This is a genomic window from Rossellomorea aquimaris, from assembly GCF_000935355.1.
Lineage (GTDB): Bacteria > Bacillota > Bacilli > Bacillales > Bacillaceae_B > Rossellomorea > Rossellomorea aquimaris_B.
In genome coordinates, this window is sequence record NZ_JXZC01000002.1 from 464480 (window position 1) to 488020 (window position 23541).

Annotated in this window: 18 protein-coding genes; 5 read left to right on the forward strand and 13 right to left on the reverse strand. The window is 44.8% G+C overall.

Annotation, left to right across the window (positions count from 1 at the left end; translation table 11 throughout):
- Positions 1–80: 80 nt before the first annotated feature.
- From TV75_RS09315 to TV75_RS09365, 11 genes are all read right to left on the reverse strand, one after another.
- A complete protein-coding gene (locus TV75_RS09315; protein WP_044338434.1) occupies positions 81–1460 on the reverse strand; it encodes a Glu/Leu/Phe/Val family dehydrogenase in 1380 nt (459 codons plus the stop codon).
- A gap of 163 nt (positions 1461–1623) precedes the next feature.
- Positions 1624–2622, reverse strand: coding sequence for a LacI family DNA-binding transcriptional regulator (locus TV75_RS09320; protein ID WP_044338435.1), 999 nt, complete (start codon positions 2620–2622; stop codon positions 1624–1626).
- A gap of 8 nt (positions 2623–2630) precedes the next feature.
- Positions 2631–3671, reverse strand: coding sequence for an aldose epimerase family protein (locus tag TV75_RS09325; RefSeq protein ID WP_044338528.1), 1041 nt, complete (start codon positions 3669–3671; stop codon positions 2631–2633).
- Between the two features lie 37 nt (positions 3672–3708).
- Positions 3709–5652, reverse strand: a complete 1944-nt coding sequence (locus tag TV75_RS09330) for a beta-galactosidase (protein ID WP_044338436.1) — start codon at positions 5650–5652, stop codon at positions 3709–3711.
- Between the two features lie 585 nt (positions 5653–6237).
- A complete protein-coding gene (galT, locus tag TV75_RS09335) occupies positions 6238–7734 on the reverse strand; it encodes a UDP-glucose--hexose-1-phosphate uridylyltransferase (protein ID WP_044338437.1) in 1497 nt (498 codons plus the stop codon).
- A 6-nt stretch (positions 7735–7740) separates the two neighbouring features.
- Complete coding sequence (galE, locus tag TV75_RS09340; RefSeq protein ID WP_044338438.1) at positions 7741–8736, reverse strand: UDP-glucose 4-epimerase GalE; 996 nt, start codon at positions 8734–8736, stop codon at positions 7741–7743.
- Entirely contained in the window at positions 8733–9911 is a 1179-nt protein-coding gene (locus TV75_RS09345; protein ID WP_044338439.1) for a galactokinase, read from the reverse strand. The genes galE and TV75_RS09345 overlap by 4 nt, the downstream gene beginning before the upstream one ends.
- Before the next feature lie 262 nt (positions 9912–10173).
- Positions 10174–12417 carry an alpha-galactosidase gene (locus TV75_RS09350; protein WP_253275503.1) on the reverse strand — a complete coding sequence of 748 codons (2244 nt, stop codon included), beginning with the start codon at positions 12415–12417 and terminating at the stop codon, positions 10174–10176.
- 320 nt (positions 12418–12737) lie between these two features.
- Positions 12738–14324 carry a solute:sodium symporter family transporter gene (locus TV75_RS09355; protein ID WP_044338440.1) on the reverse strand — a complete coding sequence of 529 codons (1587 nt, stop codon included), beginning with the start codon at positions 14322–14324 and terminating at the stop codon, positions 12738–12740.
- 409 nt (positions 14325–14733) lie between these two features.
- Positions 14734–16149, reverse strand: a complete 1416-nt coding sequence (locus TV75_RS09360) for a hypothetical protein (RefSeq protein WP_044338441.1) — start codon at positions 16147–16149, stop codon at positions 14734–14736.
- The gene (locus TV75_RS09365) at positions 16136–16654 is read right to left on the reverse strand and encodes an RNA polymerase sigma factor (protein ID WP_044338442.1); all 519 of its coding nucleotides are present in this window, start codon (positions 16652–16654) and stop codon (positions 16136–16138) included. Before TV75_RS09365 ends, TV75_RS09360 begins: the two co-directional genes overlap by 14 nt.
- A gap of 288 nt (positions 16655–16942) precedes the next feature.
- Between TV75_RS09365 and TV75_RS09370 the strand changes: the two genes are divergently transcribed.
- The 5 genes from TV75_RS09370 to TV75_RS09390 all read left to right on the forward strand — a co-directional run bounded on the left by TV75_RS09370 (position 16943) and on the right by TV75_RS09390 (position 21625).
- Positions 16943–17731: an ABC transporter ATP-binding protein gene (locus tag TV75_RS09370; protein WP_044338443.1), complete on the forward strand. Its 789-nt coding sequence runs from the start codon at positions 16943–16945 to the stop codon at positions 17729–17731.
- Complete coding sequence (locus TV75_RS09375) at positions 17715–18470, forward strand: ABC transporter permease (RefSeq protein WP_044338444.1); 756 nt, start codon at positions 17715–17717, stop codon at positions 18468–18470. Before TV75_RS09370 ends, TV75_RS09375 begins: the two co-directional genes overlap by 17 nt.
- Before the next feature lie 67 nt (positions 18471–18537).
- Positions 18538–19533 (forward strand): aliphatic sulfonate ABC transporter substrate-binding protein, encoded by a 996-nt coding sequence (locus tag TV75_RS09380; RefSeq protein ID WP_044338445.1) that lies wholly within the window; start codon positions 18538–18540, stop codon positions 19531–19533.
- A 64-nt stretch (positions 19534–19597) separates the two neighbouring features.
- Positions 19598–20188, forward strand: a complete 591-nt coding sequence (locus tag TV75_RS09385; protein WP_044338446.1) for an SCO family protein — start codon at positions 19598–19600, stop codon at positions 20186–20188.
- 204 nt (positions 20189–20392) lie between these two features.
- Complete coding sequence (locus TV75_RS09390; RefSeq protein ID WP_044338447.1) at positions 20393–21625, forward strand: helix-turn-helix domain-containing protein; 1233 nt, start codon at positions 20393–20395, stop codon at positions 21623–21625.
- A gap of 357 nt (positions 21626–21982) precedes the next feature.
- On the opposite strand, the gene TV75_RS09395 is transcribed toward TV75_RS09390, so the two are convergent.
- Both TV75_RS09395 and TV75_RS09400 read right to left on the reverse strand, forming a co-directional pair.
- Positions 21983–23101, reverse strand: coding sequence for a hypothetical protein (locus TV75_RS09395; protein ID WP_044338448.1), 1119 nt, complete (start codon positions 23099–23101; stop codon positions 21983–21985).
- The gene (locus TV75_RS09400) at positions 23094–23528 is read right to left on the reverse strand and encodes a type II secretion system protein (protein WP_044338449.1); all 435 of its coding nucleotides are present in this window, start codon (positions 23526–23528) and stop codon (positions 23094–23096) included. The genes TV75_RS09395 and TV75_RS09400 overlap by 8 nt, the downstream gene beginning before the upstream one ends.
- Positions 23529–23541: the final 13 nt, after the last annotated feature.

The following is a 23541-nucleotide window of genomic DNA, read 5'->3' on the forward strand; positions in this document are numbered from 1 at the left end:
GACACCCCGTTTGTAAAAAAAGAGGGACGGACCTCCATTCCTAGTACCAGCTCCTAGGAATAGAGGTCCGTCCCTCGTTCTTAATAAAGTTTTCCTTGCCTGTATAGAACCGTGGATAGTTTCATGACGGAGTGGATGTAGCAGTTTTGGCGTAATGGGAATGGGTCGCCGAAGAATAGTGGCAGGACGGTGTCCAGGGTTGCTTTCATTTTGTCGTAGAGGAGGTTGAATACTTCTTCCTCAGTATAGAATTGGGTTTCCCGTCCTTGCAGCCATTCGAAGTAGGAGACGATGACCCCGCCGGCATTCGCGAGGATATCGGGGATGATGATGACTCCCTGATCACTTAAGTACGTATCCGCTTCTGTCGTAATCGGGGCATTGGCTCCTTCCACGATGATCCTTGCTTTCACTTTTTCCACATTGTCCTTGTGAACCTGATCCTCTAATGCCGCTAACATCAGAACATCTACGTCTAAAAACAGAACCTCATCACGGTCACGGATTTCAGCATTCACACCGATTTCCTTCAACTGTTCTTCCCCGGTCGGCAGATCTCCTTTATTCTTCATCGTAAACTCAACCAGTGCCGGGATATCCAGCCCATCCGAGTTGAACAGCGTGACATTCCGGTCACTCACCGCCACCACTTTATTCTGTAAATGGGTGGATTGATGGGCTTCAAGCGCTGCCACCGAGCCGACATTCCCGAACCCCTGCACAGCAATCGTCAACGCACGATCTTCAAAATCAAGAGCCGTTTTCGCAAAGACATTATCCGTCTTCGTCAATAGACTCTTCTGGTCCCTCACAAAATCATGAACAAGATAACGGAATGTAAAGAAAACGCCTTTTCCAGTAGCCTCTCTCCGTCCCAACGATCCGCCGTTCACAACACTCTTCCCCGTAAAGCTCCCTCTATAAGGCATCCCCGGCCGGATGCTCTTATACTCCGCCATCATCCAGTCCATTTCACGTTCCCCCGATCCCATATCAGGGGCAGGGATATCTTTATCGGGCCCGAGGACATCGCTGAAATATTGGACATACTTTCTCGCGATCAGATGAAGCTCCTTCTCGGAATACTCCCGGGGATTCAGGATGATCCCGCCCTTTCCCCCACCGAATGGCACATCGTGAAGGGCATTCTTCAACGTCATCAAAGAAGCCAGATTCACGACTTCTTCCTCATTCACCGTCTCGTGAAAACGGATCCCTCCCTTATACGGCCCCAGGGCATTATTATGCTGAACGCGGAATGCGGGGATACGGACCACCTTTTCGTCTTCAAGGGGAATCCTCAAGTACGACTTATGTACATGATTCGGCGTCGATAGAATCGAAGTCAGAGACGTAAACGCTTTCTTCCTCGTCTCACCTTTTACTTCCGGTAAAAAAGATCCGTCCTCTAATAGTGCATCCAATGACTTTTGAACAATATCTCTCGTTTGGCTGATCAAATCGGGTCCCTCCTATAAATGTAAGAAAATAGTGGTATCTACTATATTGTTACCCTTCCATTACTGGTTAAAAACGACTATTCATAAACTCCCATATCAAATCTCTCCCAACATCAAAAAGACCGCACCCTATCCAAAAGGTGCGGTCTTCAACAGATGGTATTCAATAACTGCTTTTTCTGATTACAAGATCGGATGAAACAAACACTTTATGCGTCACCTTCTGCTTTTGCTCCAATCTTTTCATCATGAAGTCAACAGCCGTTTCCCCCATGATTTCGGTTTGGACTTTGACAGAACTAAGTGGCGGATATACATACTTGGCGACGCTGATATCATTGACGCCGATGATATTCACCCGGTCAGGTACACTGATCCCCTCTTCATGAAGGGCACGCAGGGCACCGATGGCAAGGGAATCATTGCCGCAGAAGAAGGCCGTCGGCAGATTTTCACCGTGTTCCCCGATGGCCTTTTTCATTAAATCGAAGCCGTCGTCAACGGTAAAGGAACCGACATACATGGCGGATTCTGACAGCATCCCTTTTTCACCGAGATACGTCTTGAAGGTAGCCTCCCTGGAATCGGGAATGTATGCTCCCCCATTTTCTTTAAACGTCTCCCGGCCCCCGATATAGCCAATTTCGGAGTGACCTTTTTCAATAAAATAATTCAACACTTTTTTCGTGGCAATGGAGAAATCAGTGAGTACAGAATCAAAATCCTCACCCTCTGGACTGAAGTCGACGAATACGATGTTCTCCGTTATACTGTGGAGCTCCTGTACCTGTTTCGGACTGAACTTCCCGATCGCGACCACACCATCGTATTCTTCTTTCTTCATTTCCTCGAAATCATTTTGAAAGTACTTCACCAGATTCAGCCCGTATTGCTGACAGCGCTGCTCGGCACCAAGGCGGATCGACATATAATACAGATCGTCCAATTCCTCTTTTTCCGTGTACCAGTTAAAAATCGCGATGCTGGATTCCACTGATTTCCGCGGTGATTTCTTTTTCTTATATTCCAATTCCTCGGCAATTTCAAAGATCTTTTGTTTTGTCTTATCCGGTACAGATAAACTTTTGTCGTAATTCAGTACCCTTGAAACCGTCGAGATCGAGACACCCGCCTTTAACGCAATATCTTTAATCGTTGCCATTTTTAAATCTACCCCTGTTCGTTTAATACATGAAAACTATACGTCGTGGAAGCTTTGTATACTTCCCCTTTTTTAACCATGACAGATGGGAAATGAGGGTGGTTCACGGCATCCGGGTACCCTTGCGTTTCAAGGCAAAGTCCGAGATGCTCGCGTCCCTTAACACCGCCTGTCAAGAGATCGCCGGAGAGATGATTCCCCGTATATAGGACGACTGCTTCCTGATCCGTTTCCACCGTCATCACTCTGCCGCTTTCTTCGTGGGAGAGGACGATTGGGTCATTCTTTTTATTTAAAACAAAGGCATGGTCATACCCTTCTTTCGGTCCGGACTTCATTCCTTCCACAATCGTTTGGCCTTCACTGAAATCAAAGCCTGTCCCCTCTGTAGGAATCAACTTTCCTGTCGGCACTTTATCCCCGGAAAGCTCGAGGATCCGATCTGCCTCCATTTCCAATCTGTGAGACAGAATATCTTCTTTGTAAGCACCGCTCAAGTTGAAGTAACTGTGGCTCGTCATGTTGATGGGGGTGTCACCATCCGGTTCTGCCTCATACTGAATGAGAAGTTCATTGCCGTTCGTCAGAGTATAGGTTACATCCACCTTGACGTTTCCTGGATACCCCTCTTCTCCGTCACGACTCAAATAGGATAGGCGGACACTGACTTCTTCCTTTTCAACGGACACTTCCTCGACCGCCCATATCACTCTGTTAAACCCTATTTTACCACCATGCAAGTGGTTGCCGCTATCATTAGGGGTCAGTTCAACTTTTTTTCCCTGGGAGGAGTAGCCTGCCTGCCCGATCCTGCCGGCCACCCTTCCTATCAGAGCACCGTAATAGTGCACGTGCTGAACGTATTGCTCTAACGTATCAAATCCAAGGACGACATTCTCAAGTACCCCATTTTTGTCCGGGGTCAGGATTTTCGTAATGGCCCCTCCGAACGTCATAAACGTCATTTCCATTCCGGCATCATTTTTTAACGTATAGGACTCAACCGTTTTTCCATCAATGTCGCCAAAGGGCTTTTTGATTACATCCATATTCATTCACAATCCTTTTCTCCGTTCATGATCTCCGCTACAACTCGTTTATCACGCAGTCATAAGGCTGTAAAACCACTTCACCATACGCTTCCTCATACCCATTGTGGTTAATGATTATCTGATACGTTTTAGCATCGACTGTTCTCGTAACAACCTCGACACCTGGATTTGTTTCCAGCGTTTCAATGCCTGTGTCGTCTGTAATTTTTCTTGCAAGCACGTCCATGATTTCTTTTTCGATTCCCGCACCGATATAGTACGCTTTCCCCTTGCCGAATTCATTTTCCGTTACACAGGCATACTCATTGTAAAATGCGTCGTCGTAGCGATAAAGGGACTTGGCCGTAATCGGATTCACCAAATCGCGCCAGTATTCTGCTATCGTCGTACGACCCGACTCCGTTGATACGACAGGAACAGCTTGTCCTTCATGAAGCGATTCGGATTCCTCCACCTCAATGCCAAGCAACGGGGACAGTCCCCCAGGAATCATTTGTCCGAACACCAGATTATTATCTTTATCCTTCACTCCGGCACGGTACGACACGATGACCGTCCCTCCATTTTTGGTGAACGCTTCAAGTCTCTCAGTCAATTCGGCATCCATCAGCTGCGGCACCGGTACAAGCACCACCTTGTATTGTGAGAAATCCTGATCGTACTTCAACACATCGATCATCGTGTTTTGTTTATGGAAAGGTTCATACAAACGAAGAACTTCCTCTGTAAAATCAATGCTCGGATTCTGCTGCTGGATCCGCCATGACCATACATTATCGAAATCGTATAGCAGGGCGACATCCGCTTTTACAGGTGAATCAAAGAGGGTCTGATATTCCTTGACTTCACTGAAAAATTGCTTCACTTCATTGAATTTACGCGTCGTCCGGTTATTGGCATCAAGGATTCCAAGACAATACTGTTCCGCTCCGCGATTCATTCCACGCCAGCGGAAGAACAACATATTGGAACATCCGTGTGCAAAGGCGTGCCATGCCCATGCCTTTGCCTGATTCGGTCTCGGTAAATAACCGATTACGTCATGACCCTGGGCTCCCATTAATTCTTCAACGATCCAGAAATTCTGTTTCTTTAATCCTCTTACAAAATCGAGTGTCATGGAAAGATGGGCCGGAGAAATTGGTTCCTTCAATCCTCCCCATACCGGATAATTGTCGTAGGAAACAAAATCGAGATCTCTCGAAAATTCATTATGATCAAACCATTTCCCGAAGAAACCGCCTGGCAGGTTCGTGGTCACGGTTTGGTGAGCGCCTTTCAAGCGTCTTGCAAGCTCCACATGTTTAAGGGCAAAGCCGCTTAAAGAAGCTGAACGAAAACGGGACCAATCCAGCATCATGGCCGGGTTATGAACCGTGATCGTTTGTTTGGGTACGGGAATTTCAGAGAACAAATTATACGTCTGCCCCCAGAAAATCGTTCCCCAGCGCTCATTCAATTCATGAATTGATTCATATTTTTCCTGAAGAAACGCTTGAAAAGCACGTTGGCAGCTAGAGCAGTAACACATATCACTATCTTCATGGCCAAATTCATTGTCGATTTGCCATGACACGATGGCTTCTTCGTCACGGTAATGAGTGATGAGTTTTTCAGCGATTCGCAGGGAGTATCTTTGGTACGTTTCAGAGTTATAGCAATACTGCCTTCTCCCCCCGAACGACTTTTTCACTCCATTGATATCTTCAATGAAAATATCGGGATGTTCGGCAGCAAGCCACGCAGGAAACGTCGCTGTCGGTGTCCCGAACATCACCTTCATATCGTACGCCTTCACCTTTTCAATAACATGATCAAAAAAGGAAAAGTCAAAACGGCCTTCTTCTTTCTCCATCAAGTGCCAGGCGAACTCGCCGATCCTGACCATATTGACACCCATGTCTTTCATCCTTGAAAGATCTTCATCTATTAAATCGATATCCCAATGTTCCGGGTAGTAATCTACGCCTAAATACATATCTATCACCTGTTTTGTTTAGTATAGAGAAAATAAGAAACCGGGTCGTTCATTGGTTTCTTATTTCACTTGGAGATTTATTTCTTTTTGAAATCTATGATGGTACTTATCCAACAGTATCTGATTTGATAGGTCTGATGGTACTTATCCAATAGCATCTGACAATTCTCAGAGAACTGCTCATGAATTAGCAAGAGTGGGGCATATATTGATTTCGCTGGTATAAATGTGATTTCGCTGATAAAATCAAATTTTCGCCGTTATATCCGAGATTTCGCTGATAAAATCAAAATTCCGCTGATATATCTCAGATTTCGCCGTTAAAATCAAATTTTCGCCGATATATCTGAAATACCGGACCGATATGTTCAATTTCCGCCTCAAAAAGTGTTCAAACCGGATCATATATCTCGAAACAGAATCTTAATACCATAGAATGGATGCTTTTTTACAACTTCCACCTCAAAACTTCTCATTTTAGCGCGCAAAAAGTCATTTCAATCCCAAATTCCCACAACTTCAACCCTGTTCATCATGAAAAGCAGCCCTATCCGTTCAATCCAGCGCTAATCCACCACAAGGTTTTTAACAAAAGCCGTCCACAAATCTAACAAACGCCTTCTGTCCATTTTCATCCCTCTTAAATACACCGGCATCTTCAAGCACACGGGAGAATTTCTTCCCTAATTCTTCTCTGACGATGCCACCGACATTGTCATGTGTCACTTCCCCATGATAACGGTCCTTCAGTTCTTCCACCCACGGCTTATGGTAGTCTGCCACCTGATGAGCTTCATCCAGCAGGGACTTTTCCACTTCCAACAGTTCATCTTTCAAGCGGGCCGGCAGAACGGCCAGACCCATCACTTCGATCAAGCCTATGTTTTCTTTCTTGATATGGTGGACATCTTCATGAGGGTGGAATATGCCCATTGGATGTTCATCATTCGTTCGATTGTTCCGTAGAACGAGATCCATTTCATACTTCCCGTCACGCATGCGGGCGATGGGTGTAATCGTATTATGAGGTGTGTCCCCGGTAAAGGCCAGGATCTCCGCTTCAGGGTCACTGTACCCTCTCCATCCTGATAAAATATCCTCCGTTGCATCCAGCAGAGCTTCCATGCTTCCGCTGTTCAAGCGGATCACGGACATCGGCCACTTCACGATCGCCGCTTCCACTTCTGGATGACGGCTCATGGAAAAGGTATATTCTTTTTCCGCTTTCGCCATGGCAAAGTCATACCGTCCACCCTGATAGTGATCGTGAGAAAGGATCGATCCACCGACAATCGGAAGGTCTGCATTCGAGCCGGCAAAATAATGAGGGAACTGATCGACAAAATGAAGCAGCCGTTCGAATCCGCCACGATTGATTTCCATCGGACGATGGGTTTCCGACAATACGATGCAGTGTTCGTTGTAATAGACATAAGGTGAATACTGAAGCATCCAGCCTTCATCTGCAAGGTTCAGGCGGATCACCCGGTGATTGGCCCGGGCAGGATGACCGATTCTCCCCTCATATCCTTCATTCTCGACACATAGTAAACACTGTGGATACTTCTGATCCTTTTTCGGCATGGACTTTTCAAGGGCGATTTGCTTAGGATCTTTTTCCGGCTTGGATAGATTGATCGTAATATCGAGTTCCCCGTATTCAGTATCCACTTTGTAGCTGATGTTTTGACTGATTCGTTTTGTCTGGATGTAATTGCTGTCCTGACTGAGCTGGTAAAAGTAATCGGTTGCCTGTTTGGGATCTTTTTTATAAAGATCGGTGAACGTTTGATTGATGACAGATGGACGTGCCACAAAACAGTCCATCACACTGGCCGAGAACATTTCTTTATGATCAAACAAATCTTCGATGATTCCATTTTCCACTGCATAAACCGTCAATGTTTCGAGCAGGTCGGGAATGGTGATACCGTCAAGTGAATCTGCCTCTTCAGCTTTATACTCTTCCATTTTTAAAAGGGCAAGGATCCGGTTTCGCGCATAGATTTCATCCTCTTTTCCGATCAGTTCAGCCTCTAACGCTTTTTGTATAATCGCATCAATGGTCAAGAAAATGCTCATCCTTGTTCACTCTCCCTTTCTGTCGTTGTATCCATACGGATGGGTTTCGTGCCACTCCCAGGCATCCCCGATCATTCTCGTTATCGAGGTACGGGATGGACTCCAGCCCAGCAGTTCTTTCGCTTTTTCAGAAGAAGCGATCAGTTTGCTCGGGTCACCAGCTCTTCTTTTTCCGATTTTCTCGGGGATCGGATGCCCGGTCACTTCCCTTGCAGCGTGGATCATTTCTTTCACTGAAAACCCCTGGCTGCTTCCCAGGTTGAAAATATTACTTTGTCCGGTGCGCTTCAGGTAATCAAGAGCAAGGATATGGGCTTCGATCAAATCATCGACATGAATGTAATCACGGATACAGGTTCCATCAGGAGTATCGTAGTCATCTCCAAAAATCGTGATGAACTCACGTTGTTCCAGGGCCACCTGTAGGATGATAGGAATCAAATGAGTCTCGGGAGTATGATCCTCACCGATTTCCCCGTGGGCACCAGCCACATTGAAATAACGGAGGGAAACAAATTTGATTCCATAGGCTTCATCGCACCATCTCATCATTTTTTCCATGGCAAGCTTCGTTTCGCCGTACGCGTTTGTCGGTAACGTCGGCATCTTCTCGGTGATCGGCACCTGTTCCGGCTCTCCGTACGTGGCAGCCGTTGATGAAAATACGATATGCTTCACACCGAATTCGTTCATCACCTCAAGGGTCACCTGGGTACCATACACATTGTTATCAAAGTACTTTAATGGATTCTCCATCGACTCGCCGACAAGGGAATTCGCGGCAAAATGGATCACCCCATCTATTTTTTCCTTTTCAAACACAGATCGCAGAAAGTCTTTATCCCTGATGTCTCCATTGTAGAAGACCGCGTCCTCATGAACCGCTCCTCTATGACCTGTTTCCAAATTATCCACAACGATGGTTCTGTATCCGCGCTCCACAAGCTGAAATACCGCATGAGAACCAACATAACCTGCACCACCCAGCACTAACACGTTCATACGATCACCTCTTTGTCTATTTCTGTTGCACCATTACCGATACTTGCTACATAGAAGGTTGCTTCATACCCTATGTCACCCTTATATTTCTCGCCTACTCCGTCAATGAAACTCTCCACATAATCCTTTTCCACAATCGCAATTGCGCAGCCGCCGAAGCCTGCCCCGGTCATCCTCGCCCCGACTACGCCCTCTTGATTCCATGCTGCTTCCACAAGGGCATCAAGCTCTTTTCCCGTCACTTCATAATCGTCACGGAGCGAAACATGGGATTCATTCATCAGCTTCCCGAATTCATGAAGCTGTCCGTTTTGTAAAAATTGAAGAGCTTTAAGCGTACGTCGATTTTCATATACAGCATGCTTGGCTCTTTTTTGTTCGACTTCATTCGGGATCACATGCTTATGAAGCTCGAATCCTTCTTCCGTCAGCTCACCCAACGAACCGATATCCGTCACAGATTTCAGGCTTTCCAGGGCAGATTCACATTCCGTTCTACGTTCATTGTATTTTGAACCGGCGAGCTCCCGGCGTTTATTGGAATTCATGATGATGATATTGTGATGCTCAAGATCGATAGGTGCGTATTGAAAGTGAAGGGTGTTGGTATCCAGTAAAATACCGGCTCCCTCTTTCCCCATTCCTATCGCAAATTGATCCATGATCCCGCTGTTCACACCGATGAATTCGTTTTCCACCTTTTGTCCCGTCTTAACGAGAGCGATCCGGTCCACATCCAGTTCAAACAGTCCCTGGAGCATGACACCTGTCGCCAATTCAATGGAAGCCGATGAAGATAAACCGGCACCGTTTGGAATATTTCCGTAGAAAAGAACTTCCATCCCCATGTTGATACGGTTTGTATCCATTAAATAACGGATCATTCCTTTCGGGTAATTCGCCCACTCATGATCTTGATTATAGTCCAGGCTGTCGAGATCAAATTCTATGACGCCCGTATGGTCAAAGTTCAAGGAATAAAGGCGTACCAGACGGTCTTCACGCTTTCTTGCCACTGCATAGGTGCCGAACGTAATCGCACAAGGAAACACATGCCCTCCGTTATAATCCGTGTGTTCCCCGATTAAGTTGATCCGCCCAGGGGCAAAAAACACACGTTTTGCTTCATTGCCGAAAATCTCCTGAAAACTCCTGAAAAGTTGCTGAACATCCATTCTGATTCCTCCTACCATTTATACCGATCTTTCACTAGCTATCGTTCATGTCGCGAGAGTCCTGTAAAGAATTTCGCGGATATAGTTTAAAATTACAGAAACCGCTTTCAACCCCATGATAAAACAAGGAAGGAAAAAGGTCAATAAAATTTTAGTAAAAGTTTTACTAAGTTTTATTTATGGTTAATTCTTTATCTTTGAATAAGGTGTAAAAAAACACCAGACCTCAATCAATCACAGCCTGATGTTTTTTATAATGTTTTCAATCCACCTCAGATAGAATGAAGATCTCAGAAGTAAAGTCACCCGACTCTTCGATGCCGCCCAGTTGTGTGCCTGAATAGCCGCTATCCAGCTGAATCCCCACATGCATCAGTTCATCTCCGAAATAGGTACCACCCCTACCGTTGATGCGGTATTCCTTATCCGGATCGAGCCCCTTCAGTAAGAGCCGTTCATATCCTTGATTCGGTTTAGAGAGCACTTGATAATATCCTGCAATCGCTTTTTTTCGATCAGAGGACACCGTCATCCAGGAAGTCACGTTTCCATCCCCTTCAAATGGACTGATCAGGCGATGAAAATCACCGTACTGAAGGGTATTGCGGTGCTTTTTATAAAAATCGATCTGGGCTTTCACCTGTTCCTTCTCGTGAGCAGTCATTTTCGTCACATCAAGCTCGTACCCGAAAATACCAAAAAAGGCCGTATTTCCTCTTGTATGCAAGGATGTGACACGTCTCACCTGATGGTTCGGAACCTCCGATACGTGGGCCCCCATGGAACTGAGGGGATAGACTAACGATGTCCCGTATTGGATCTTCAACCGTTCCACTGCATCCGTATCGTCACTGGTCCACCCTTGAGGAGCGTAGTACAGCATACCCGGATCAAACCGTGCACCGCCGCTCGCGCAGGATTCGAATAAGATATGAGGGAATGCGGAAGTCAATCTTTCATACAAATCATAGACACCGAGAATATATCGGTGAGGGACTTCCCGCTGACGTTCTGACGGAAGTACCGCTGAACCGATTTCAGTCATATAGCGGTTCATATCCCATTTCACATACGAAATAGGGGCTTTTTCCAACACATCCGCCATCATGCCATAGAGATGATCCACCACTTCTTTCCTTGAAAAATCGAGTACATACTGATGACGTCCGTGCGAAGGGGCTCTGCCCGGGACATGGATGATCCAGTCCGGATGCTTTTCATAAAGTTCACTGGCCTTCGACACCATCTCAGGCTCGAACCATAACCCGAAATCCATGCCCAATTGCTTGATTTTCTCTGCAAGGGACGGGATGCCTGCCGGAAGCTTATCCTTGTCGACAAACCAGTCCCCCAGTGAAGTGGTATCGTCATTCCGTTTCCCGAACCAGCCGTCATCCAGGACGAATAACTCCACCCCCAATTCTTTGGCCGTGCGGGCGATCGTTACAATCTTCTCTTCATCAAAATCAAAATAGGTGGCTTCCCAGTTGTTGATCAGAACCGGACGTTCTTTATCCCGCCACATGCCGCGGGCAAGCCTGTTTCTGTATAGTTCGTGATATTCCCTGCTGAGACCATTCAATCCGGCATCTGAATATGCCATGACCACTTCCGGGGTCTGGAAGCTCTCGCCACTCTCCAGAAGCCAGCTGAAATCAAACGGGTTGATCCCCATAAAAACCCGGGTGACATCATACTGATCCACTTCAGCCTGGGCCAGGAAGTTCCCGCTGTACACCAGACTGAAACCGTAGACTTCCCCTTGGTGTTCCGTTGTTTGGGGACGTTTAAGGGCCAGGAATGGATTTTGCTGACTGCTGCTCGTTCCGCGCGTACTTGAAATACTTTGGATCCCCGGCTGTAACTTTCTCGAGCTCACATGACGTTCCCTTGACCAGCCACCGGATAACTGAACAAGGTCAAAAGTAGAATCAGGCAAATCAACCGAACAGCTTAATGAACGATCCAGTTGCAGCTTTTGATTCCCGTCATTAACGAATTTCGCCGAACGAACGATCACGTCACGGTCATAGTAACAGGAATACAAAAGAATGATCCTTGCATCGAGAAGCTCGTCCCTCAATGTAATTTCAAGGGTCTCTGCTTCAGAGTCATCTTCTGTATAGGTGGCAGGAAGACCCTCAAGCCCCGGCTTTCCATGGATGATCCGATAGCCTTCATACCGAAAATCCGTGATTCGGCTCCCGTTTTCCTGAAGAATCTGAAAGGCCGGTTCACGGTAATCTGTTGTCCCATAGCTCGGGAATTCCTGACGGAGGAAGTCGAGTGAAAAAGATAAATCCCCTTCGAACACACACGAAGAAGTCGCTCGGTGCTCCTCTTTATACAGGTGGGAAAAATCGTCACGATGACGGACTCTCTTCCCATAATGAAGCTGACCAAGCTGCCCGTTTCGCAGCACATTGAAAATATAACTTATATTTTTCCCTTGCAGGTGAAATACCTTGTTGAGTTCGTTAACGTAAATGAGTGTATTCTTTTTCAATTGAGTGACCTCCCATTTGGTTTAATAACGCTCTTTTCTCAAAGAACGTTGTTTTTATTGATTTCTATAAAGGATACATGCTTAGAAAGTTGATTGGAGCGGAAGGATGCTCGACTCCTGCGGGAATAGCGGGAAAGTTGAGACCCCACAGGGAGGAAGCCCGAGGAGGCTCAACTCACGCCCCGCGGAAAGCGAGAATCCTGCAGCGGAAATCAACTACCACTTTCAACCTTAAGACAGCCACAAACTTTTGGGTAAAATAGCCAATTTACAACAAAACAGCCAGGCAATCACCTGACTGTTTTGTTGTAACTATTGTTCTACGCTCCAATCCCGACAGGAGAGAAGACCATATAGATGATGATCATGGCAATCGTACAAGCAATCCCGATCGGATAGACGATTTTCCATGGTGTCATATCGACCTTATGAGATTCCTGCAGCGTATACTCCGTGTCTCTCGGTTTGAACTTCCCGATAATCAGCATCAGTGCTGAACATAGCACGAAAAGTATTCCTAAAATATGCAGGAAGTGAAGGCCCGTATCCCAGAATAACTGTGTAATCGCATACAACGTAATGAACACAAATAGCGAAATTTTCGCTGCAATCGCCGGTACCCTTTTCGTCATGTAACCGACAATGATGATCGTAAAGATCGGCACATTGTAGAAACCGTTTACAATCTGGAGATACTGGAAGAATCCTTGTGGCGCCTTTTCAATGAGAGGTGCCAGAACCATGGCGAAAACGGCGAGTAATACTCCGAAATACTTCCCGTTTTTGACGAGCTGCTTATCAGAAGCACCCGGTTTCACGTATGGCTTATAAATATTCAGCGTAAATAGTGTGACAGAAGAGTTCAGCGCCGAGTTAAATGACGATAAGATCGCCCCGAACAACACAGCTGCAAAGAATCCTACAAGAGGCGTTGGCAGGATTTCATTCACCAGTCGTGGATAAGCATCCGTCGGCTCAAGATTCTCTCCAAACATGTTATACGCGATGATTCCAGGCAGAATCAAGAAGAATGGTCCGACCAACTTCAATGCTGCTGCAATCAGAACCCCTTTTTGACCTTCTTTCAGATTCTTCGCGGCAAGGGCACGCTGCATAATATGCTGAGCCGTACCCCAGTAGAAAAGGTTCACCAGGAGCATTCCCGTAAACATCGTACTGAACGGAACGGGATCCTCAGGCTTACCGATCGCATTCAGTTTCTCGGGTGTATTTTCCATGATGGTGCCGAACCCTTTAAAGAGGGAACCATCACCCAGAACAACCAGACCGATGACTGGAATCATCAATCCACCAATCAAAAGCCCGACTCCGTTGATCGTATCGGAAACGGCAACCGCTTTCAATCCACCGAAAATGGCATACAGGGAACCGATGATCCCAATCGACCACACCGTGATCCAAAGTGCCGTTGTACGGTCCACTCCCAACATTTCAGGAACGTTGAAGATCCCACTCAGTGCCACTGCCCCTGAATAAAGGATGGGAGGCAATAAGTTAAACACATACCCGAACAAGAAAAGAATCGTAACGATTTGCTTCGTACCAGAGTCAAATCGTTCTTCAAGAAAATCAGGTATCGTCGTGATTCCCCCTTTTAAATAGCGGGGAAGTAGATAAAACGCTACAAGTACCAGAGCAATGGCTGACCCGACTTCCCAGCCCATCACCGACATATTATCGGTGTAACCCTGGGCGTTCAGTCCTATGAGCTGCTCTGTGGATAAATTCGTAAGCATAAGTGATCCCCCGATCACCCAGCCGGTCAAACTGCGGCCTGCAAGAAAATACCCTTCCTGTGTCCCCAGATCCTCGTCCCTTGTTTTCCAATACGAAATCAACGCAACAAGAAGCGTGAAAAATAAGAAGGAAACAATTGTGAATACCATAGTTGAAACTCCTCTCTATCAATCTCTCTTTTTAGCTGTTTTATAAAGCTGAATGAAGACTTTTCTAAATCTTTAAAAACAGTATAACGTGAAAGCGCTATTATAGTAAACATTTTAGTAAATAAAATTATTAAATTTTACTATTATTTTTTACCAGAGAGGAAATACGCTTCTATCCGTGAAAAGGAAAAAGGCTTAAAAAGGCAAACGTACAGGTACTTTTCAAGAAGGTTGGACCCTGGGAGAATGGAGGATCCTTTCCATGTGAAGATCGTATGTACCGGATATCATGATCAAAGGTTTGTACCTGGAACCTGAAAAAGAAATCAAAAAAAGACACCCCATAAACGATAGGATGTCTTTCCTGGCTTTTCACTCAATCAATTGACTAGAGCTGGCAAACGTTTCTCTACCATCCATGATAAACCAACACTTCATTTTTCACCTCGAGTAATTCCCCTGAGTTTCCTTCTTCCACTTTATACGGCTCACCGGTCTGTATAACCGTGTCTACAATGGCAGCGAATTGGTCCCTTGTATATTTCTTGGATCGAAGTGACATCAAATCGATAAAGAGGTCCTTATATTCCACATCAGCTGCAGACACGAGAGAAACGGTGGCTATGATCTTTCTGCCTATAATGACGTGTGACATATCCGAGTTAGGAGTATAGTAGAAACGTCCTCCGTACCTCTTTGCAATTTCATCATAATCCTTACCGAATTTATAGATATCGAAATCACGACTTAGCTTAAACGTACGTCCATTAGAATCAGTCATAGTGAATTCCATCGGGTATAGCTCGTCTTCGGGACTGTCTTGGTTCGTCTCTTCATTTTCTTTCTCATCTGCAGAGGCACTTCTTACCTCGCCGCTGCTTATCTTTTCCTTTTCAAGCTTTGCTTCTTCTTCAAGTCGCGTTTTCTCTTCCTCCTCTTCTTTCACCTGATAGAACGCATCTTTTGCCGACTCTATACCTTCTTTCATTTCAGAAGTCGCCTGATTATCGGGCAAAAAGGTAACCTGCTTCATCACTCTCTCTGCTTCTTGTTCGAAATCCTCTTCGTTTAAAGATTGTTCCTCTGCCATCTCTTTAAGGTTTTCGATTTCTTGTTGAGCTTCCCTGTATTGATTAAACGTTTGATCAATACGATTCACCTGTGTCGAATACTGATTGGTAAAAAACGCTCTGAGTGACGGGCTTTCAAGTTTGTCGAATGTGTTTGATTTTTCCGCTAGTTCGCTTTTTATTGACGCTACCTTTTCGGCCACTTTTTCCTCTAAAGGGCTTTTCTCGAGGAGGCTTCTCACTTCATTAATGTTCTGTTGAAGTTCATTGGCCACTGGGACGGTCTTATTATAATCCTCTATTTCATTCATCATCGGAAGTAATTGTTGACGGAGTTCCCTTTCCATTTCTTCTGCACTTTCCAATTCCTTCTCAGCCTTGCTCAGTGATACTTGAGCCGATTTCAATTCGGAAGGTTCGATCGTTTTCAGCAATCCACCTTCTTCCGTATCCTTCAGGTTCGATTCCATTTCTTCATAAACGGATTGAATGTTCGCCTCCGCATCAGCGAATAGCTGATTGGCTTTCTCTTTCTCTGTTTCAGAAATGATATATACCGTCAGGATAGAAAAAACGAGTAACCCTACAGCTGCAGCGACAAGGTTGCCAAACCCGCCCTCTTTCCAGGCTTTCTTCTTTGAAGACGGAGAAGGTTCATGACGGAGTATGGCTGAATGGATCCGTTCTTTCGCCTCTTCATTTAATTGAAGCGGGGGAAGCTTTTTTGATAGGTTGCTTTCATTATGATTCTTCATTTTCATATCCTCCTGTTATGGATTGAAGCTTTTTACACGCACGATGATAGGTGATTCGAACTTTATTCTCCGTCCAATTAAGAATGGCGGCCGTTTCCTTTACGTCAAAGCCATGTATCCCTTTTAAAACCAGCACATCCCGATAATTGGATTTAAGTTTTTGAATCGTGATGAGAAGTTCGCGGCTCTCTTCATTCAGAAAATAAAGAGATTCAGGTGTTTCCATTGAAGCGGCTTCATGATTTCTTTGGGAAAAAGATGACAAGGACCATTTATTCCGCTTCTTCTTTCTCAGTTCATCAAGGGCAAGATTCCTGGCAATGGAGTATAACCATGTTTTCGGATTCGCTTTCCCCTCAAACGAATCCACGGAATTCAATGCCCGGATGAATACTTCCTGAACAAGATCTTCCACATCAACGGACCCCATCCGATATACCAAGAATGTATATATAGGATCACTGTAGAGCCGAAACCAATCTGCGACCAATCTATTGTTGGACATCCCATTCCCCCGCTTTTTTCTTTTATATATTAGACGATATAGAAGTTGAAATCATTTCACTTTTTAGATTTTATTTCCAATTTTCATAAAAACTCTTCCTGCTGAATAAATGGTTACATCCGGTGCCAGACACTAACCCCCCACTTTGTGCCTGGCACCCGTTTAAGAACCGGCTTGGCCAACCTTCACAAAAATAAGGAAACCTTGACAACCATCCCCAATATACTATAATTGTTATTATTTATATTCCGACTAAACTAATAAGATTTATAAGATAAGGATGATTACATGTTTATACAGATCAACCATCTCAATAAGCAATACCTTGATAAGGCAGGAAAACCCACCGATGTCTTGAAAGATATTAATCTCGAAATTAATAAGGCTGAATTTGTTTCAATCCTTGGACCTTCGGGATGTGGAAAGTCCACTCTCCTCTCTATCGTGGCAGGCCTGACCGGCTCAACTTCGGGAGAAATACTTGTAGAAGGAAATCCGATCAAGAAACCCGGAAAGGACCGGGGGATGGTTTTCCAGCAAGCGGCCTTATTCCCATGGCTTAATGTACGGGACAACGTGACGTTCCCTCTCAAAAAAGAAATGTCCAAGAAAGATGCAAGGAAACAGGCAGCCAAATACTTACATATGGTCCAACTGGGAAACTATCAGGATCATTACCCTCATGAGCTGTCAGGGGGCATGCAGCAACGGGTGGCCATTGCCCGGGCTCTCTCCATGAACCCGGAAATCCTTCTCATGGATGAACCATTCGGCGCACTGGATGAACAGACCCGCTCCCGTCTTCACCATCAACTGGAAACGATCTGGATGGAAACGAAGAAAACGGTCCTGTTCGTCACTCACAGCATCTCGGAATCTATTAAGCTCTCAGACCGTATCATCGTCATGGGTACCAGACCCGGTACGATATTGGCGGATATCAAAGTGGATCTTCCCCGTCCACGGGATGCTCATAAAGAAGAAATGGTAAAGATCGAAGAACATATCATGAGCTATCTAAAGAAGGAAATCGACAAAGTGATAAGCGAGGAATTGGCCTATGAACACAGCTCTTAAACGCATCATCTTTTTTGCCCTCATCATCGGCCTCTGGGAATCGGGATCACGATTCGGACTATGGACAGAAGTTGTCCTTCCTTCTCCCACTTCCGTTTTTCAGGCCCTTTTTACAGGAATTGCAGATCAAACCTTGATCATTGACCTTATTGCAAGTTTCAAACGCCTCTTCATCGGTCTCGGGATCTCCTTAGTCATCGGCACGAGCATCGGTGTTCTACTGGCAAAATCAAAAACAGCCGACGATACACTCGGATCCTTACTCCTGGCTTTCCAAAGTGTACCAAGCATTGTCTGGCTGCCACTTGCGATCATGTGGTTCGGACTAAATGAAAAAGCCGTCATTTTCGTCGTCATCCTTGGCGGGACATTCGTCATGGCCCTCAACATTCGAATGGGTATAAAAAACGTCTCCCCCCTCTTTCTGAAAGCAGCACAAACCATGGGGTCGAGAGGTTTGGACTTATTCATTCGAGTCATCTTCCCGGCATCGATCCCCTATGTAGTCACAGGTGCACGCCTTGCATGGGCATTTGCCTGGAGAGCGTTGATGGCCGGGGAACTGCTGAGTACCGGGCCCGGTCTTGGTTACACTCTCCGATATGCATCTGATTTTGGTGACATGAGCCTCGTCATCGCCGTGATGATCATCATCGGTATCATCGGTGCCATCGTAGATCAGCTGATCTTCCAACGTGTCGAGCAATCGGTGATTAAGCGTTGGGGATTGGAGTCATAGCATTGCCTTAGAAAATACGGCAGGTACTTATCGCCTGCCTCATTAATAAAAAACAGGAGGTAACAAAATGAAAAAAGCATTTCTACTCATAACGATTTTCTTTACATTCCTAGGTGTTTTGGCAGGATGCGGAACAGAAAAGAGTTCCGGTGGTGACGTAAGCGAGAAGGTCGTCATCGGTTACTTCCCCAATATTAACCACGTACCCGCTATGGTAGCGAAAGACAAAGGTTTTTATAAAAAGCAGCTGGGTGACGGTACAAAGATTGAATACAAAACCTTCCCTGATGGCTCATCATTCATGACCGCCTTGAAAACTGGCGAAATTGATGCCGGTCTTGTCGGTCCTGGTCCAGCCATGAACAACTATATGACCGGTGCTGACGTAAAAATCATCGGTGGTGGATCTACTGGTGGAACGGTGGTCCTTGCAAGTAAAGAAAGCGGCGTGAAATCAGTCGCCGATTTCGCAGGCAAATCCTTCATCACCCCAGCGGTCGGGTGTACACACGATGTCCAGGTCGAAACATTCCTTCAAGAATATGGCATTGAATCCCAACGTATCGGCGGGACCATGAAACACGTCACAGGAAACCCGGCTCAATATGCGAACATGCTGAAATCCGGTAAAGTCGACATTGCCGTTGCCCCGGAACCATGGGCAGCCGTGATCCAGCAGGAAACAGGTGCGAATGTAATCATCGATCACGATGAAATTTCATTCGGTGAAACCCTGCCTGCTTCAGTACTTGTAGCGTCTGGAAAGTCCGTGACAGAAAACCCTGACACCATCCAAAAAATCGTCGACGCTCATAAAGAAGCAACTTCTTTCATTGCAGAAAATCCTGAAGAAGCAAAAGAAATCACCATTAAAGACGTAAAAGACGTAACCGGCCAGGAACTGAGCAAAGAAGCCGTCAACCAGGCATGGGAACGCATCGGTTTCACCTACAAAGTGGACTCCGAGGCCGTGCAAGCCTTTGCCGACTCATCCTATGAACTGAAATTCCTAAAAGAAAAACCGGAATTCACAGACCTCATTGACAAACAATTCATAGACTAACCAGATAAGGTCCGTCCCTCTTCAGAATGAGGGACGGACCTCTGTTTCAGAAGGAGGAAGTGAAATGAAAGGAAAGTCTATCATTGCTGCGGCTGCCCTATCCCTTTTCTTGCTTGCTGGCTGCCAGAGTGAAAATGTCGAGGAGTCTTTTCCCATGAAAGTGGAGGTCGGTGACTTGGCCGCTGTGGATCAGAATGGGGAAAGCACGTCCTTAAGTGAGCTCAATAAGGGTAAGATTGTGATTGCCGATTTTATCTTTACAAATTGTGATACCGTCTGTCTTCCGATGACGGCGAATATGGCAAAGCTTCAAAAAAAGATAGCAGATGCGGGGTTGGAGGATGAAATTCAGCTGGTTTCAATTAGTGTGGATCCCGAACATGATACTCCTGAGGTGTTGAAAGAATATAGCAGCCGATATGAAATGAAGGATGAGAATTGGAGCTTTCTGACGGGATACTCCCGTGATGAGATTGAATCCTTCGCCAATGTTTCTTTTAAAACGCCTGCAGCTCAAGTGGAAGGATCGAATCAGTTCGTTCATGGAACGTCGTTTTATTTAGTGAGTGAAAATGGGGTTCTGTTGAAGCAGTATGAAGGGGTGTCCAATCCTCCTTATGAAGAGATGATTGAGGATATAGAGAAGTTGAAGTGACCTTTTCGAGTGGGATCGAAGAGGTTTTTTTTGTGGATTTACGTCTGGACCCAACTCTCCATCCACCGATCACCAAACCAAATTCCACCAAAACCCCATGTCTATCCACTCATTTAACTTTCACCACCACTCCCAAAGCAGGAAAAACCCCTCAGCCTAACAAATACTACTCATAAAGGGATATTTATAAGGAGGGGGTTACCCATGCACATTGGGGAAATCATTCGATTTTATAGGGAAAAAGCGGGTCTCACCCAGTCGCAATTGGGTGAAGGAATATGTACAACGACACATGTCAGTAAGATCGAGAGGGGTAAAACGGCTTATTCAGACGATATCATTTCACTTTTTTCAGAACGACTGGGAATCGACATCCATCATGAGATCAACTCATGTAATCAAGTCGAAAAGCAGCTGCAACTTTGGCATAATAGCATAATCATGAGGAGAATGAACCTTGTGGAACAAATGAAATCCGAACTTGAAAAATCTCCGTTTCTCGAGTCCTCGAAATATGGGGTCTACTATCACTTGCTCATGGCAAGGTACTACATCCTGCATAATAAAGATGACCTCTCTTCCAACATACTGGATTCCATCCGAAGGGGTTCAAGTCCTCTTACAGCTTTTGAGACCAACCTGTTTTATCACGTTCAAGGAATCATCTATATAAGAGACACTACGGAAGAAAATCATCAAAGAGCCGTACAAATCTTTAAAAAAATAAATATGGATGAATACAAAAATGAAGAATGCCATTATCATATATCGATTGCTTATCACTGTTTGGGAAACAAAGTAATGTCCTACTTGCACGCCGGTAAATCCCTCAGTTACTTTAAAAAGACGAATAATTACCCCGGTGCGATCAAGGCTGAGTCCTTAATGCTCCTGCAGCTGAGCAGTGAGATGTATCTGGATTTTGAAGATTTGGTCGAAAGGTATCAGAACCTGATCCAGGATAGTGATTCACTTGGGTACTTAGATCAAAAAGGGACTCTGTTAAATAACTTAGGGTATGAGTATTACAATCGTGAAGAATATGCCCTGGCCAAAAAGTGTTTTAAAGAAGCGTTGGACCTGGCGAAAAAAGGTTCGATGTTTTATTTGCGGAGATTATGTAATTATACGGATGCCTGCATTGAAGGAAATCTCATACATTCCAAACAGATAAAGAAACACATCCAACACGGTCTAAAAGAGAGCAAAAGCGCAAACAATACACTATTCATTACATTATTCGAACTTTTTTCTCTCCGTATATACAACCAAAGCGATGAATACTTCTCACATCTTGAAAACAAAGCACTGCCTTACTTTTTTGAAACGAAGAATGTGTTGTTGATTGAAAGGTTTGGGAAGTTGCTCTATGAACATTATGTACAATCCGAGGAGTATAAAAAGGCGGTTCATTTATCCAGTCAATTGATGACATAGTGGACGAGCATCGCGGTGCCAGGCACGAAACTTGGCAATGGTGCCAGGCACACATGTCATAACAAGTGTACCTGGTACAAAACCGTCGATTTGTACCAGGTACACTTTCAATCCTCACTCCATAAAAACGTTCACCAGCTTCACCCATCCAAAAAATGATATCCAAAGGGTGATACTGAAAATCATTCCCCACAATAATCCGATAAACAAGTTGCCCTCTTCATCTCTCACTTCAAAATTCTCCTGACTGATTAATGTATTTTAATAGTCAGCTTTTACAGAGGAAGGGGTAGATATACTTCATTAGTCTCTCATAAAAAAACCTTCCACAAAAGTGAAAGGTTTGCATATTCAGGATCAGTAATCAACTTCAGTGGAAATATCATCCCACATAATAGATAACGTTTGAGCGGAGCTTCTTACTCCACAGTTTTTCACAAAGTCAGTGTGATTCACATAGATTGGCTGTCCAGACTTAATATCCCCTCTTACAGAACCTTTCACAAATAACTTACCTTCTACTTGAATCCGACCCGCTTCAAGGTTGCCGGCTACACACATTTTTGAGTTTGTACTAATAGTTAAATGTTTGGAAATAGAAACGTCTCCCCCAACATAAGTATAGGAGTTATCTTCTATATCCATATGCCCGTTAAGGCTCATGCTGCCTCCGACATATACCTTGGAACTGTCCAATCTTAGGTGTCCTCCAAAGCTCATCGCACCCTTTACTTCAAGGGTCACTTCCGAAGCATTATTCATATTCTTCCCGAGTGACATTGAGCCATCAGAATGAATATATGTATTGGTCATGTTATTGACATTACCGTCCAGTGTGAGTGCTCCGGTTGTATAGATAACCTTGTCATCCAAGTTATTATGATTTTGATGAAAGGTACCAGAGCCAACAACTAAAATTTCATCACAACTATCATATATAATCGGTGGATTTTTGCATTTAGGGGGAAGGTTTTCCGGTTTGAGAATTTGGTTGAAATCCGGTAGTTCTTTTGATGAGGTTGGTCCGGTCTTAAGCGGGATTGTCATGGTCGTGTGCAAGGTGGTTTCTTTACTTTCCGAACTTCCTAAACTCTCAAATTCAACCACTAGTTCACTTTTATCCGAGGAAAGGTTTGCAGTGGTTTTATCCATTGGAATTCTAAAAAATGCTTCCGTTGAAATTTCCTCTATCACATCTCTATTTTTCAAAGAACCTATCACTTTATTTTCCAGGTCTGCACGATCATTAATCCCACTGATCTCTAAAGAATTCAGAACATTTTTTACCGTCTCTTCATAATACTCCACGCCCATCTCCGCCAACGCAACCGATTGATAGTCCTTCTCCACTTCCTTATTTTGTTTCACACTGCTAAAGGATTGACCCATGAAGGATAATGAAATCACCATAAAAACAACCATCATTAATAGGACGGTCACCAATGCATATCCTTTATCGTTTTTTAGATCATTCATTATGGTTACTTCCCTTCAGTCTATATAAGGTTGTATCGATGACGAACTTATTGTTGGGATGGTGCTTATCTGTGATAGTGACGAGTAAAGGATAATCGCTCTTGCTTGGTTTGATGGGTTCCTCCGGGGCCTTTTCCAGTGAAAAACACAGATCGCTATGATGAAACTCCTCTTCTTCTTCACTGTATTTCACTTTGATGGTACATTCCGGATTTTCCAATTCATAGAATTCAGAAGTCTGATGAATCCTCGTCAACTTCATCGTCAGAATATTGGCTTCCTGCTGAATACTATTTTGCGAGACTGCCTTTTTTGTATAATGGATCCCTTGAAAGAATACATTCCATATAACTGCACCTATAATCGACAAAATGGTTAAAGTAGCAAGGACTTCAACAAGCGTCAGGCCACGTTCGTTATGTATCAATGTAGAAGCCCCC